Below are 15,822 nucleotides of genomic sequence, written 5' to 3' on the forward strand. Positions count from 1 at the left end.
ACATTTATTAAATTTTATTTCTTTAATTATTATAAAATCCTTAAATTTCAAATTCAATTTAACTAATATCATGCAAAATCAAACTCGTATTATAATAGAAAATGTTTTGCCACAATTAAACGGTGGTAGTTTTGCCATAAAGAGAATTATTGGTCAAAAAATCAATGTATCAGCTGATGTTTTTTCAGATGGACATGATGTTATAGAATGTTGTGTAAAATTCAAACACGAATCTGAAAAAAATTGGCAAGAGGTTCGAATGACTCCATCGCACAATGATGAATGGTTTGCTACATTTGAGGTAAATCTTCAAGGACAATATACTTATTTTGTCGAAGGTTGGGTTGACTATGCACTTAATTGGCAACATGGGACAGAACGTAAAATCAATGATAATCAGTATGTAAAATCAGAATTACTTGAAGGAGTCGAATATATTCGAGCTATTTTGGATCGTGTAGAGAGTTATGAAAATGAATATCTAAATCGTCTTATTTATTATTTTACATCTGAGTCGGAATATGACAATGCTGTTCATGAAACTAAATCAGAGGAACTCATTAGAATATTCAAAAAATATCCCGTTCGATTTTTAGAAAATAAATCGAATGAATTACAAATTTATGTAGATAGAAAAAAAGCATTATTTAGTACTTGGTATGAATTTTTTCCGCGTTCTGCTTCACCTGAGGAAGGTAGACATGGTACTTTTAAAGACTGTGAACGATTGCTTCCTAGAGTTTCAGAAATGGGATTTGACACTTTGTATTTCCCACCAATCCATCCAATAGGAGAAGTAAATAGAAAAGGCAAAAATAATGCTACAAATGCCGAGTATGGTGATGTTGGTTCTCCTTGGGGAATTGGTTCTCATCATGGTGGACATAAATCAACTCATCCCGAATTAGGATCAATAGAAGATTTTAAAGAGCTAGTTAGGAAAGCACAAGAATTAGGCATAGAAGTAGCTATGGATTATGCTTTACAAGCTGCACCAGATCATCCTTATGTAAAAGATTTTCCACAATGGTTCAAATGGCGTCCAGACGGTACAGTACAATATGCTGAAAATCCACCCAAAAAATACCAAGATATTCAACCTATTTATTTCGAAAGTAGCGATTGGAAAAATCTTTGGAAAGAACTACTGGATGTTGCTTTATTTTGGATAGAAGAATGTAATATCAAAATTTATAGAGTTGATAATCCACATACTAAACCCTTTTATTTTTGGGGTTGGTTAATTACCGAAATAAAAAAGAAACATCCAGATGTACTGTTTTTGGCAGAAGCTTTTACGCGTCCAAAAATTATGAACGAATTGGCAAAACAAGGTTTCAGTCAATCTTACACTTATTTTACTTGGAGAAATTCAAAAAAAGAATTGACAGATTATGTAGAGGAACTTACACAAACTGAACAAAAAGAATTCTACAGACCAAACTTTTGGCCAAATACTCCAGACATTAATCCATTTGCTTTGCAAAACGGTAATGAATCGATACATCTTCAAAAATATTTTCTAGCGGCAACTTTGAGTTCAAATGTTGGTATTTATGGACCTGTTTTTGAATATATGGTTAGTACACCAATGGCTCCAGGTAAAGAAGAATATTTGGATTCTGAAAAATACCAATGTTATAAATGGGATTGGACTCTTCAAAATAAATTAATCACACTTATTACAAAAGTAAATCATCTTAGAAAAGAACAATTATCATTGCAGCAAACCAATAACATTGTTTTTTGTGAAACAAATAATGAACAAGTTATAGCTTATTATAAATATGATGACAACAAAGATAATGAAACATTAATGGTAGTTAGTCTTGACTCACATCAAACAGCTAAAGCAATGATAAAACTTCCTATTGACAAAATTGGACAACAACATGTTGATATTACTGATTTGATAACTGGAAATACCTATTCATGGAATAATGAATGGAATTATGTTGAACTTTCACCTGAATTGCCTTTTCATTTATTTAAAATCCAGAAATAATGGTTGACAAAATTAACGAAGCCGAATATCAAAATCCTTTAGTTTTTAATATAGATTGGAAAGATGCATTTGAAGATGAAAGTTTTGTGAAAATTTTCGCATCTGATATTCTAGAAAATTATATTATCAATAAAAGATGGTATGGAGGCAAAGCGAGTACATTAAAATATATTGAAGTTGTACATTATTTTAAACTTGAATCTTCTGGGAATACCTATTATGGAGTTTTATTAGAAGTTAATTTTAAAGAAGCATTTTATCAACACTATTTTATGCCATTGGCTTTCATGTCTGAAGAAGATTTAGATACAAATACTGTTATCGCTCCTGTAAAAATGAACGAGCAGGAAGGATACCTTGTTGATGCATTGCACCAAGAAGATTTTAGAAGATTACTTTTTGATAAAATTATCCATTCCAAAAAAAATGAAGAGTCAAAGGTTACCTTTCACAAAGGAAAAGCATTACACTCTAAAGAATATATTTCATCTCATTTTATGGGTGTAGAACAAAGTAATACATCCATTGTTTATAACGATAATTTGGTTCTTAAAATTTTCAGAAGAATCTATATTAGTATGAATCCCGATTATGAAATAAGTCGATTTCTTACCGAAAGAATGAATTTCAAACATTCGCCTGCTTACACTGGAAGTATAAGTATCGTTTCATCGGATGGAAATATAACACTTGGTTTAATGCAAGAATTGGTTCCCAATCAAGGAGATGCTTGGAAATATATGCTCGAAGAAGTAGATCGTATATTTGATAATTTAAAAAACAAAAAGATTTCTATCAAAAACCTTCCACAAATTGAATTATTCAAAAGATTAAAATTAAGCGATGTTCCCCATGAAATTATTGACTGGGCAGGTTTAAGTATCTTTTTAAAAATTCAAACTTTGGCAACAAGAACCGCCGAAATGCATATTGCTTTAGGAAGCGATATTTACGAAACTGCTTTTACTCCATTAACTTATAATGGAGATTATTCCGTTTGGTTAAAAAATAGATTAACCTATCAGTTTCAAAATAGATTGAATATTTTAGAAAATAATTTGCATAAATTAGATGGTTTAACGTTAGAATTAGCCAATCAGTTTTTAGATCATAAGAAAGAAATTAGAAAAGCATTCCTTGATTTTGATTGGACACAAATGAAATCTGAACGCATCCGAATTCATGGTGATTATCATTTAGGCCAAGTTTTAGTATGCGGAGATGATTTTTTTATACTTGATTTTGAAGGAGAACCAGAAAGTACCATTAGAGATCGAAAAGTAAAACAGCCACCATTAAAAGATGTTGCTGGAATGTTTCGTTCGTTTCATTATTCTATATATGCCAGTATATTTAATAATAAAGATAAATATCCATTTGAACAAGAAGAACTTTTTCAAGCCGGAGAAATATTATATAAATATTTTGTAGGAGTATTTCTGAATACCTATACCGAAGTGGCTCAAGGTGGAAATCTTAATATTGGATATAAAAAAGAAATTGATTTTTTATTAAAATACTGTCTTTTGGAAAAAGCAATATATGAATTAGGTTATGAGTTAAATTCTAGACCTCGATGGTCTGTAATTCCATTAACAGGAATTGCCAGTATTATGAATTTTAAATAAAAATTAGTTGAAAACAATTTCAACAAAAAAATAAAAAATAGAAATGAACAAAGTACAAACCTATTCCCTTTTTACCGATTTTGATATTGATTTATTCAAAGCAGGAAAACATTTTAGACTTTATGAAAAACTTGGTGCACATCTTATTGAAGTTGATGGTGTAAAAGGAGTATATTTTGCCGTGTGGGCACCTTCGGCAAGAACGGTTTCTGTTATTGGCGATTTTAATTATTGGATTCAAGGCGAGCATCAATTGCAAGTGCGTTGGGATTCATCTGGTATTTGGGAAGGTTTCATTCCAGGATTAGAAGCAGGAACTACATATAAATACAAAATCCAATCTAGCAATAATGGTATTATAACCGAAAAAGCAGATCCTTTTGCTTTTTATTGTGAAAAACCACCTCACACGGCTTCAGTAATTTGGGATCTTGACTACAAATGGAAAGATGCTAAATGGATGAAAAACCGTAAGGAGCACAATGACTTAGACAAACCATATTCGGTTTATGAAGTGCATTTGGGATCTTGGAAAAGAAAAGGAGATGAAAACCGATTCTTAACTTATCTAGAACTAGCAGATGAATTGGTTAAATATGTAAAAGAAACAGGATTTACTCACGTAGAGTTTATGCCTGTAATGGAATATCCGTACGATCCTTCTTGGGGATATCAACTAATAGGTTATTTTGCACCCACTTCTAGATTTGGAACACCTCAAGAATTTATGGTTCTGGTAGATAAATTACACGAAGCGGGTATTGGAGTTATTCTGGATTGGGTTCCATCGCATTTTCCAGATGACGCTCATGGTTTAGGCTTTTTTGATGGTTCTAATTTGTTTGAACATCCCGATCGTAGAAAAGGATATCATCCCGATTGGAAAAGTTTGGTTTTTAATTATGGACGAAATGAAGTGCGTTCGTTCTTAATCAGTAATGCTTTATTTTGGTTACAACATTATCATGTTGATGGTTTAAGAGTAGATGCTGTTGCTTCAATGTTATATTTGGATTATTCCAGAGAAGAAGGGGAGTGGGAACCTAATATTTATGGAGGAAGAGAAAATCTAGATACTATCAGCTTTTTAAAGGATTTCAACGAAGCTGTTTATACCAATTATGAAGGTGTTCAAACAATTGCTGAAGAAAGTACCTCTTTCCCTATGGTTTCAAGACCAACCTTTATTGGAGGTTTGGGTTTTGGAATGAAATGGATGATGGGTTGGATGCACGATACTTTGCAATATTTTCAAAAAGAAACAATTTATAGAAAATACCATCAAAATGATTTGACATTTTCAATGACCTATACCTATACTGAAAATTTTATGTTGCCGCTTTCACATGACGAAGTGGTGTACGGCAAAAAATCTATTCTAGGAAGAATGCCTGGAGACGAATGGCAAAAATTTGCAAATCTTCGTTTACTTTATGGTTATATGTTTACACATCCTGGAACCAAATTATTGTTTATGGGAGCAGAATTTGGACAAAGCAGTGAATGGAATTTCGAAAGTAGTTTGGATTGGCATTTATTACAATACCCATTTCACAACGGTATAAAATTAGTGATAACCAAACTAAATGAATTATACAAAACGGAACCTGCATTACACGAAAAACAATTTAGTCAAGAAGGATTTGAATGGATTAACTATTCAGATCATGAGAATGCAGTAATGTCTTTTATTCGAAAAGGAAACAATCCTAAAGATGATTTGATTATAGTGCTAAATTTCACCCCAGTAGTTCGTGAAAATTATAGAATAGGTTTGCCAAAAACAGGTAAACTAGTAGAAATATTCAATAGTGATGATACTGTTTTTGGAGGTAGTGGTGTAAAAAACACTAAAAAAATAAGCATTGAAACTAATCCTTATGATGGAAAAGAATATTCTACAGCTTTATTACTCCCTCCATTAAGTGTTACAGTATTCAAAATATCTTAGTTTTATAATTGAAATAAAAAAAACACCTATTGAATGAAATATTAATTTTACGGTTAGTATTTATTCAATAGGTTTTTATTTTTAATGCATCTCAAGGAATTATACTAAACCCAGAATCCGCATCAGAAATAAACTGCATCTGAATTCTTCTTCAAAACCAAAAACTTACTCCTTTTTTAAAATCGAAAGGAAAAAGTAATCCTTGGTCAACAATAGTCCGTGAGATCTTGCCATAATAGAATATTAAGCTTAGTAACAATATCTAATACAGATTCTTGGTTGATTCAAAAAGATTTAAAATAACTCGTTGGGTGTAATCCATAAAATTTTTATAAAACACATAGAACATGACTTTATTTAAAAAAAGAATATCAAAAAAAAATATGACTTTCACATAGAGCACTATATGTGTTCCAAATAAGTGAAAAGTCTCTTTTTTGAGCTTAGAAAATCTTTATTTCTAAGGGTTTAAAAGAAATGTACCCAAAGGGTTTAAAATAAAATATTATTATTTTTTTATTGAATATTTAAATTTTCAAAAATCTTATACTTGGTTCACATCCTTTATACTAAAGTTGATACTTTTGATATTAATTATATAAATATTAAAAACATAAAAGTTGCATTTTTGTACTAACATTAAATGACGACATCATGAAAAAGTATTTATTAATAATAGGCATTATCGGGCTAAGTTATTCTTGTGCGACTAATCCAATTACAGGAAAGAAACAACTTAATTTTGTTTCAAACAGCGAATTGTTTCCTTCTTCGTTTCAACAATATGGAACTTTTTTGAAGGAGAATAAAATAATTTTAGGAACAGTTGATGCGCAAAGGGTTGAAACAGTTGGACTAAAGATTAAAAAAGCCGCTGAAAAATATTTGGCCTATCTGGGACAAACTAGTTATTTGAATGGGTACCAATGGGAATATAAATTAATTGATAATAAAGAAGTTAATGCTTGGTGTATGCCTGGAGGAAAAATTGTTGTGTATTCAGGGATTTTAGCAATAACTAAAGATGAAGCTGGTTTAGCAACCGTTATAGGACATGAGGTTTCACATGCATTGGCAAATCATGGCGCACAAAGGATGAGTGCCTCTCAGTTACAAGAATTGGGCGCAGTAGGAGTGGCTGTTGCTACAGGTCAACAAAGTGCCGAGAAACAGCAAATGTGGCAACAATATTATGGTTTAGGTTCTGAAGTAGGAGTAATGCTTCCTTTTAGCAGAAATCATGAAAGCGAAGCTGATAAAATAGGACTTACTTTAATGGCAATTGCGGGTTATAATCCAGATGAAGCTATTGTGTTTTGGCAAAGAATGGCTACACAGTCTGGAGGACAATCGCCTCCTGAATTTCTTAGTACACACCCTTCAGATGCTACAAGAATGGCTAATTTACAAGCTTTAATTCCAGAAGCAAGAGCAGCTGCTACAAAAGTGAATGCTTTTTATAAATAACGATCAACTGTTATTAAATATTTTTTTGAACGATTCAAGCTATTCTTTTTTAGGAATAGCTTTTTTTATGAATCCTCTTAAACACAATAATAGTAATAATTTATTATTGAAAAAATAATATATGAAAAAGCATTATTTATTGTCATTCCACCAAAAAAATAAATAAATTCGCAAATATAAAAAACTAATTAATATGGCAGATTTAGCAAAAGGAAGCAAAAAATTATTAAATGCATGGGCTTTTTATGATTGGGCAAATTCTGTTTATCCATTAGTAATTTCTTCAGCTATTTTTCCAATTTTTTATGAATCTTTATTTGCCGATAGAGATCATTACATAACTGTTTTTGGAATGAGTTTAAAAAACTCCGCATTAATTAGTTTTGTTACTGCAGCGGCTTTTTTGGTTGTAGCCATTATTTCACCATTATTATCGGGAATTGCCGATTATGTAGGCAATAAAAAATCATTCATGAAATTCTTTTGCTATTTAGGAGCATTATCATGTATAGGATTGAACTGGTTTAGTTTGGATAATATTTATGTTGGTTTATTATTTTACTTTTTGGGTTTAATCGGTTTTTGGGGAAGTTTGGTGTTTTATAACTCTTATCTGCCAGACATCGCTTTCAATGAACAACAAGATGCGGTAAGTGCCAAAGGCTATTCTTTAGGGTATATTGGCAGTGTTATTTTGCTAGTTGCGAGTTTAATAATGGTTCTTGGTGCTAAAGATTCAGAAAAAATAGCTGCAATGAGATATTCATTTATTATGGTAGGAATTTGGTGGATTATTTTTAGTCAATACACCTATTATTTTTTACCAAAAGGGAATAAAAATACTAATCGAAAAGTAACAAAAGCAGTCGTTTTAAATGGTTTCAAAGAATTAAAAAAAGTTTGGAGACAATTAGAAACAAATATTCCATTAAAAAGATATTTATTTAGTTTTTTTGTTTACAGTATGGCCGTGCAAACCGTAATGTTAATTGCTACTTATTTTGGTTCTCAAGAAATAACTTGGGAATCTCCTAGTCAAAGTCAAACTGGATTGATAATATGTATTTTATTAATCCAAATCATTGCTGTGGTTGGAGCAATTTTAACGTCAAAAGCTTCTGCTAAATATGGAAACATTCCAACATTGATTGCGATCAATTGCTTTTGGGTGTTGCTTTGTTCGGCAGCATATTTTATTGTCACACCAATTCAATTCTATATTATGGCTGCATTGGTTGGATTTGTAATGGGTGGTATACAAGCCTTATCTCGTTCTACTTACTCTAAATTTTTACCAGAAACCGAGGATACTGCTTCCTTTTTCAGCTTCTATGATGTTACTGAGAAAATTGGTATTGTAATCGGAATGTGTGTTTATGGTGCTATCGATCAAATTACCGGAAGTCCAAGACTTGCTATCGTGTTATTGGCTGTCTTTTTTATAATTGGCGTATTTCTATTAAATAAGGTTCCCAAAACAAATACTTTGAAATAGAAAATCTTATAAGATATTTGTCTTTAACTAATAATTTTTCTTGTTTAATTTTTTTTATATATAATTTTAATAAGAAATTTACAAATAAAAAACATTTTTAAATTAAAAATGTAGTAAATTTACATTTTAATTTAAAAAATTTAATTCAATGAAAAAATTTAGTATTTTATTTGTATCCCTTTTAGTTTTGGTTTTAAGTTTAAATTCTTGTAGTAAAGACGAGAGTGTTGATGATAGTGTATCTGTGGCAGAAAATGGTACTCTAAAAGTTGATTTTGATGGAAAAACTTTTGTTTCAACAGCAGTTCAAGCAATCGTAAATGATACATATATTTCAATAACAGGACTTAGAGCACCAAATGGAGATTTTATCCAAATTACTTTGCCAACGAATAAAGTGGGAACTTATACATGGAAAAATTTTAGCAATATAGACGAACCTTTAGTTTTGGTTTATACTCCAGCTGGAGGTGCAAATGCATATATATGTGTGCCTAAAGAGGACGCTGATGGAATTTTAAATTATACAGATACTGGAGTTTTGACAATTTCATCTATTGATAATGTTACAAAGAAAATATCTGGTACATTTGAATTTACAGGAATTGATTTCATGGGCAATAATGGCAAAGGAGAAACAAAAAAATTCACAAAGGGTTCTTTTACAAATATTTCGTTTGCAGCTGATGTAGTAACACCAACACCTACACCAACTTCAAATACTTTTTCAGCAAAACTAGATGGAGTAGACTTTGTGCCTACTAACATATTTGCCATTTTACAAAGCGGTAGAATATCTATATCTGCAAGAAAAGGAAGTGTTGAGACTCTTGGAATATCTTTGCCAAGTACAATAAAACAAGGAACTTACGCAGTTGACGCGTATGGAATGGATTATATTTTTCAATATAGTAAAGACATGACTGCTACTGGAAATTTCACAGGCGCAGGCTCTGTTGTAATTACGAGTCATGATACAGCAAAGAGAATAATTAAGGGTACTTTCACTACAAAATATACTTCTCTTTTTGCTACAGCAACCTATACTGTTACAGATGGAGCTTTTAGTGTTTCCTATTAATTTGATCTTTTTTTTATTTAAAATCCGCCTTAGTGCGGATTTTTTACCTTTAAAATTGAAAAGTACTTTAATTTAAATAGCAACAAAATTGATTTGGCATAATGATTGCCTTATTAATCACTGCAATATTATAATGTGTTTATGCATCAATATTAGTATCGAATATTGATATGTTACCTTATATTTGTGTTCCGATTTAGAAAATTAATGACAAAAAGACTTAAATAATACTATGTCAAATCATAAAATACTTACCATTGACAATCTGTCACTTCAAGAATTTGATTCTGAAGCAGAATTAATCCCATTATTGACTCCAGAAGACGAAGAGGAGATGAACAATGAAGAATTACCCGATTCTTTGCCAATTTTACCTTTACGAAATACCGTATTATTCCCTGGAGTTGTCATTCCAATTTCTGCAGGAAGAGATAAATCAATTAAATTAATCAACGATGCCAATGCTGCAGGAAAAGTTATTGGAGTTGTTGCTCAAATTAATGAAGAAGATGAAGATCCGTCAAAAGATGATATCCATAAAATAGGAACTGTTGCACGTATTTTAAGGGTTTTAAAAATGCCCGACGGAAATGTAACCGTAATTCTGCAAGGAAAAAAGCGTTTTGAAATTACCGAAGTAGTTTCTGAAGAGCCTTATTTAAAAGCCAAAATTAAAGAAGTTCCTGAAAAAAGACCTGCTAAAAAAGATTCTGAGTTTAATGCAATTATTGATTCTGTAAAAGAATTGGCTGTACAGATTATAAATGAAAGTCCCAATATTCCTTCTGAAGCAACTTTTGCCATTAAAAACATTGGAAGTCCCTCATTTTTAATCAGTTTTGTTTCTTCAAACATGAATCTATCTGTAAAAGAGAAACAAGATTTATTGTCCATCAATGGATTAAAAGATCGTGCTCTGGAAACTTTGCGTTATATGAATGTAGAGTTGCAAAAACTAGAATTAAAAAATGATATTCAGTCTAAAGTACGTTTTGATTTAGATCAGCAACAAAGAGAATATTTCTTGCACCAGCAAATGAAAACCATCCAAGAAGAATTGGGAGGCGTTTCGCAGGAGGAGGAAATGGACGAAATGAGTCAGAAAGCCAAAACCAAAAAATGGGACGAAAAAACGCAAAAACATTTCGAGAAAGAATTGTCTAAAATGCGTAGAATGAATCCGCAAGCTCCTGATTTTGGAATACAAAGAAATTATTTGGAATTATTTTTAGAATTGCCATGGGGCGAATATTCTAAAGATAATTTTGATTTAAAACATGCTCAAAAAGTATTAGATAAAGATCATTTTGGATTGGAAGATGTCAAAAAAAGAATGATTGAGCATTTGGCTGTTCTTAAATTAAGAAATGACATGAAGTCGCCAATAATCTGTTTAACAGGACCTCCAGGAGTTGGAAAAACTTCAATTGGAAGATCTGTAGCCGAAGCATTGGGTCGAGAATATGTTCGCATCTCTCTTGGAGGTTTAAGAGACGAAGCCGAAATTCGAGGTCACAGAAAAACCTATATTGGAGCAATGCCGGGAAGAATCATTCAAAGTTTGAAAAAAGCTGGAACATCAAATCCTGTGTTTGTTTTGGATGAAATTGATAAATTATCCTCTAGCCATAATGGTGATCCATCCTCAGCATTATTAGAGGTTTTAGATCCAGAACAAAATAATTCATTTTATGATAATTTCCTTGAAATGGGTTACGATTTATCTAAAGTGATGTTTATAGCAACTTCAAATAATATGGCAGCCATTCAACCTGCTTTAGTAGACAGAATGGAAATCATAAAAATGTCAGGATATACCATTGAGGAGAAAGTAGAAATTGCCCGCAAGCATTTATTTTCAAAACAATTGGCTGCACACGGATTGAAAGCCAAAGATTTGAGTATTGGTAAAAAGCAATTAGAAAAAATTGTAGAAGGGTATACTCGTGAATCTGGTGTACGTGGATTGGAAAATAAAATTGCACAAATCGTTCGAAATGCTGCGAAATCGGTAGCAATGGAAGAAGAATACAATAAAAAAGTAACCGACGAAGACATTATAAAAGTATTGGGTGTTCCAAGATTAGAACGTGACAAATACGAGAATAATGATGTAGCAGGAGTAGTTACTGGATTAGCGTGGACGAGCGTGGGTGGAGATATTCTTTTTATAGAATCCTTATTATCACCAGGAAAAGGATCAATGACGATTACTGGTAATTTAGGTAACGTTATGAAAGAATCAGCAACGATTGCATTAGAATACATAAAATCCAATGCTGAATTAGTGGGGTTAAATTCAGAATTACTTTCTAAATATAACATCCATTTACACGTCCCAGAAGGTGCTACACCAAAAGATGGACCTAGCGCTGGAATTGCGATGTTAACTTCGTTAGTTTCATTGCTCACACAAAAAAGAGTAAAGAAAAACTTGGCCATGACAGGAGAAATTACTTTGAGAGGTAAAGTTTTACCTGTTGGTGGAATCAAAGAAAAAATATTGGCTGCCAAAAGAGCGAATATCAAAGAAATTATTTTATGTCACGAAAATAAAAGTGATATTGATGAGATCAAACCAGAATATTTAGAAGGTCTTACCTTTCATTATGTAAAAGAAATGAGCGAAGTTTTAGAAATTGCAATTACAAAAGAGAAAGTAAAAAATGCTAAAGTATTGAAATAGTACGTATTAAAATTTATTATTTTTCTAATTCCAAGTTCCAATTGATTTTATTGGAACTTGGAATTTGTTTTTAGAATGTATCTTTATTTCTATTAATAATTTTATCTTCGCAATTGCGTTTTATACATTCAAAATAGCAATTGTAGGCATGTCCCAAAAACTTTTATTTTTCTTTTTAGTTATAATTTGTTCTGTGACTTACGGACAAATAGGAGGGAAGTACACTTATCAATTTTTAGATTTAATTGCTTCACCAAGACAAGCAGCATTAGGAGGAAAAGTTATTACAATTTATGATGAAGATGTCAATCAAGCACTTTTTAATCCAGCCTCTATTAATCAAGAAATGGACAATCACCTCTCTATTAATTACGGAAATTACTACCAAGAAGTAACTTATGGAACAGCTTCATACGCTTACACTTACGATCAGCATTTACAAACATTTCAAGCAGGAATAAATTATATCAATTACGGTAAATTTGATGGTTATGATGAAAATGGTTTACCTACTTCTTCATTTACAGGAAGTGAAATTGCCCTTTCTTTGGGCTATGCCTACAACATACCCTATACCGATATTCATTTAGGTGCAAATGCTAAATTCATCGAATCTACATTAGAAAGTTACAACTCTTTAGGAGCAGCAGTAGATCTTGGAATGGTATATATTGATGAGAAAAATGATGTGAATTGGGCATTAACATTAATGAACATTGGTACCCAATTTACAACTTACGACGGTACCCGAGAAAAATTACCTTTTGAAATCATTGCAGGAGTTTCTCAGGAATTGGATCATGTTCCTATACGTTGGCATCTGACAGTTGAAAATTTACAACAATGGAATTTAGCTTTTTCCAATCCAGTTAATTCAGAAACTTCAATAGATGGAACGGTTACCAAAGAGAAAATTTCTTTTTTGAACAATACACTTCGTCATATGATTTTTGGAGTAGAACTTTTCCCTAAAAAAGCATTCAATCTTAGATTAGGATATAATTTTAGAAGAGGAGCCGAATTACAAATTCAAGACCAGCGTAATTTTTCAGGCCTTTCTTTAGGATTTGGACTCAAATTAAACAAACTAAAATTCAATTATTCCTATTCTAAATATACATTGGCAGGAAATACAAGTTTATTTGGATTAATGATTAATTTGGGAGAATGATATTTATAAAAAGAGTAAAGAAAATAGATAAGAGAAAATTGAACGCAATTTGTTCGCATATATATAAATAAAAACATGAAAAAAATTACCATTGCAATAGACGGATTTTCATCCACAGGAAAAAGCACATTGGCCAAGCAATTGGCCAAACATTTGGGGTATGTTTATGTAGATACTGGTGCCATGTATCGTGCTGTAACGTTATTTGCGATGCAAAATAATTGTATCGGAATAGAGTTCCTCGATAAAGACAGATTAATAAATTTATTGCCTACAATAAGATTACAATTTAAATTTAATCCTGAATTGGGATTTGCCGAAATGTATTTGAACGAAGTTAATGTAGAAACTGAAATTAGAACTTTGGAAGTTTCAAACTTTGTTAGCACAATAGCCGCTATTTCAGAAGTACGCTCTAAATTAGTAGAACAACAACAGCAAATGGGGAAAGAAAAAGGAATTGTTATGGACGGTAGAGATATAGGAACCGTAGTTTTCCCTAATGCAGAATTGAAAATATTCATGACGGCAGGAGCAGATACCCGTGCACAAAGGCGCTTTGACGAATTACAGGCAAAAGGAGATTTAGTTTCCTATGAAGATGTTTTAAAGAATGTAGTAGAACGCGATTATATTGATACTCACAGAGATGACTCCCCTTTGATAATGGCAGAAGACGCTATAGAAGTTGATAATTCTTATTTGGATCGCAAAGAACAATTTGATGTTGTTTTGGAGTTGATAAATGATGTATTACAAAATGAATAAATACTTGCAAGTTTAATTTTAAATAGTAGTTTTACAAGCTGATACTTTTTTATAATAAAAATATATTTTATGGGAATTAAAAATAGGTTAACATTAATGAGTTTTCTTCAATTTTTTGTTTGGGGAGCTTGGTTAATTACCATTGCAAATTATTGGTTTGGCACCAAAAATTGGGAAGGAACACAATTTGGGTTGGTATTTAGCACCATGGGAATTGCTTCTTTGTTTATGCCAACTCTTACAGGAATTATTGCTGATAGGTGGATTAATGCTGAGAAATTATATGGTGTTTTACATATTTTGTATGGTGCTGTTTTATTTTATTTACCCGAAGTTACTACGCCAACAACTTTTATCTATATAATGCTGGTTGCCATGTGTTTTTATATGCCAACTATTGCTTTAAGCAACTCAATTTCATATAATGCCTTAAAAACAAATGGCTTAGACGTTGTTAAAAGTTTTCCTCCAATTCGGGTTTTTGGAACAATTGGTTTTATAGTCGCTATGTGGATTACCAACTTAACAGGAAATAAAGCAAATGCTTACCAATTTTATATCGCAGGAATAGCAGCAGTTTTATTAGGTCTTTATGCGTTTAGTTTGCCCAAATGTAAGCCACAACGATTGACCAAAGAGAATGCATCGTTGATGGAAACTTTAGGCTTGGAGTCCTTTAAACTATTTGCTGATTACAAAATGGCTTTATTTTTTATATTTTCTATGTTTTTGGGAGGTGCATTACAACTTACCAATGCATATGGAGATGTTTTCTTGGATGAATTCAAACATTTTCCAAAATATACTGATTCATTCGTGGTAAAATATTCTACTATTATCATGTCGATTTCTCAGATTTCGGAGACTTTATTTATATTGGCAATTCCTTTTTTCTTAAAACGTTTTGGAATCAAACAAGTGATGCTGATCAGTATGCTGGCTTGGGTGTTGCGATTTGGATTATTTTCGTTTGGGAATCCAGTAGATGGATTATGGATGATTATCTTGTCTTGTATTGTATACGGAATGGCTTTTGATTTCTTCAATATATCTGGTTCTTTATTTGTGGAAACACATACGGATGCCAAAAATCGTTCTTCAGCTCAAGGGATGTTTATGATGATGACCAATGGAGTAGGAGCGATATTGGGAAGTTTTACTTCGGGATGGGCTATTGATCGCTTTTTTACGAAGTCTTTTACCACGACTACTGACTTAGCTTCTTTTTTACAAACAGATGTTACAAATCCGAATATGTTAGAATTTGTAAAAAGTCAAGGCAAAGTGATTTCTACTGATGGATTATTGGATTCGGCTTTATTAATGAAGGATTGGCATACCATTTGGTTGGCATTTGCAATTTATTCATTGATTATTGCTATAGCATTTGCTATTTTGTTTAAACACAAACATGATCCAAATGAAATGGAGAATTTAAATCATTAAATAACAGTAAAAATTTCAAATAAACCCGTCTCGTTCTAAAAAACGAGACGGGTTTTTAGTTAAGACTTTTCAAAACTAAAGGATAATTTTGTCAAAATTTTGAACTTTGACAAAGATTACTGAA

At 31.6% G+C, this 15,822-nt stretch carries 10 protein-coding genes; all 10 read left to right on the forward strand.

All coding sequences use genetic code 11. The features are described from left to right. Window positions 1–70: 70 nt before the first annotated feature. The 10 genes from OZP06_RS16395 (at window position 71) to OZP06_RS16440 (ending at window position 15,698) form a co-directional block, all read left to right on the forward strand. Window positions 71–2,005 (forward strand): alpha-1,4-glucan--maltose-1-phosphate maltosyltransferase, encoded by a 1,935-nt coding sequence (locus OZP06_RS16395; RefSeq protein WP_281323982.1) that lies wholly within the window; start codon window positions 71–73, stop codon window positions 2,003–2,005. Next, window positions 2,005–3,633, forward strand: a complete 1,629-nt coding sequence (locus OZP06_RS16400; protein ID WP_281239712.1) for a trehalose synthase — start codon at window positions 2,005–2,007, stop codon at window positions 3,631–3,633. Before OZP06_RS16395 ends, OZP06_RS16400 begins: the two co-directional genes overlap by 1 nt. A gap of 43 nt (window positions 3,634–3,676) precedes the next feature. Further along, entirely contained in the window at window positions 3,677–5,584 is a 1,908-nt protein-coding gene (glgB, locus tag OZP06_RS16405) for a 1,4-alpha-glucan branching protein GlgB (RefSeq protein ID WP_269222822.1), read from the forward strand. Window positions 5,585–6,238: 654 nt separating this feature from the next. Next, window positions 6,239–7,051, forward strand: coding sequence for a M48 family metallopeptidase (locus OZP06_RS16410; protein WP_269222823.1), 813 nt, complete (start codon window positions 6,239–6,241; stop codon window positions 7,049–7,051). Window positions 7,052–7,244: 193 nt separating this feature from the next. Beyond that, window positions 7,245–8,546: an MFS transporter gene (locus OZP06_RS16415; protein WP_269222824.1), complete on the forward strand. Its 1,302-nt coding sequence runs from the start codon at window positions 7,245–7,247 to the stop codon at window positions 8,544–8,546. 148 nt (window positions 8,547–8,694) lie between these two features. Then, window positions 8,695–9,627: a DUF6252 family protein gene (locus OZP06_RS16420; RefSeq protein ID WP_269222825.1), complete on the forward strand. Its 933-nt coding sequence runs from the start codon at window positions 8,695–8,697 to the stop codon at window positions 9,625–9,627. Between the two features lie 232 nt (window positions 9,628–9,859). Next, window positions 9,860–12,313: an endopeptidase La gene (lon, locus tag OZP06_RS16425; RefSeq protein ID WP_281239708.1), complete on the forward strand. Its 2,454-nt coding sequence runs from the start codon at window positions 9,860–9,862 to the stop codon at window positions 12,311–12,313. A 148-nt stretch (window positions 12,314–12,461) separates the two neighbouring features. Next, on the forward strand, window positions 12,462–13,484 hold the full coding sequence (gene porQ / locus OZP06_RS16430; RefSeq protein ID WP_269222826.1) for a type IX secretion system protein PorQ: 1,023 nt from the start codon (window positions 12,462–12,464) through the stop codon (window positions 13,482–13,484). 75 nt (window positions 13,485–13,559) lie between these two features. Next, the gene (gene cmk / locus OZP06_RS16435; RefSeq protein ID WP_281323983.1) at window positions 13,560–14,252 is read left to right on the forward strand and encodes a (d)CMP kinase; all 693 of its coding nucleotides are present in this window, start codon (window positions 13,560–13,562) and stop codon (window positions 14,250–14,252) included. Between the two features lie 69 nt (window positions 14,253–14,321). Then, complete coding sequence (locus OZP06_RS16440; protein ID WP_281323984.1) at window positions 14,322–15,698, forward strand: nucleoside permease; 1,377 nt, start codon at window positions 14,322–14,324, stop codon at window positions 15,696–15,698. Window positions 15,699–15,822 lie beyond the last annotated feature (124 nt).

Origin of the sequence: Flavobacterium sp. IMCC34518 (genome assembly GCF_027111095.2) — a bacterium.
Classification (GTDB): domain Bacteria; phylum Bacteroidota; class Bacteroidia; order Flavobacteriales; family Flavobacteriaceae; genus Flavobacterium; species Flavobacterium praedii.

Excerpts from the sequence above, each read along its gene's own strand:
- OZP06_RS16395 (WP_281323982.1), top strand. The coding sequence starts at position 71 with ATGCAAAATCAAACTCGTATTATAATAGAAAATGTTTTGCCACAATTA.
- porQ (WP_269222826.1), top strand. The coding sequence starts at position 12,462 with ATGTCCCAAAAACTTTTATTTTTCTTTTTAGTTATAATTTGTTCTGTG.
- OZP06_RS16400 (WP_281239712.1), top strand. The coding sequence starts at position 2,005 with ATGGTTGACAAAATTAACGAAGCCGAATATCAAAATCCTTTAGTTTTT.
- cmk (WP_281323983.1), top strand. The coding sequence starts at position 13,560 with ATGAAAAAAATTACCATTGCAATAGACGGATTTTCATCCACAGGAAAA.
- lon (WP_281239708.1), top strand. The coding sequence starts at position 9,860 with ATGTCAAATCATAAAATACTTACCATTGACAATCTGTCACTTCAAGAA.
- OZP06_RS16410 (WP_269222823.1), top strand. The coding sequence starts at position 6,239 with ATGAAAAAGTATTTATTAATAATAGGCATTATCGGGCTAAGTTATTCT.
- OZP06_RS16420 (WP_269222825.1), top strand. The coding sequence starts at position 8,695 with ATGAAAAAATTTAGTATTTTATTTGTATCCCTTTTAGTTTTGGTTTTA.
- OZP06_RS16440 (WP_281323984.1), top strand. The coding sequence starts at position 14,322 with ATGGGAATTAAAAATAGGTTAACATTAATGAGTTTTCTTCAATTTTTT.
- OZP06_RS16415 (WP_269222824.1), top strand. The coding sequence starts at position 7,245 with ATGGCAGATTTAGCAAAAGGAAGCAAAAAATTATTAAATGCATGGGCT.
- glgB (WP_269222822.1), top strand. The coding sequence starts at position 3,677 with ATGAACAAAGTACAAACCTATTCCCTTTTTACCGATTTTGATATTGAT.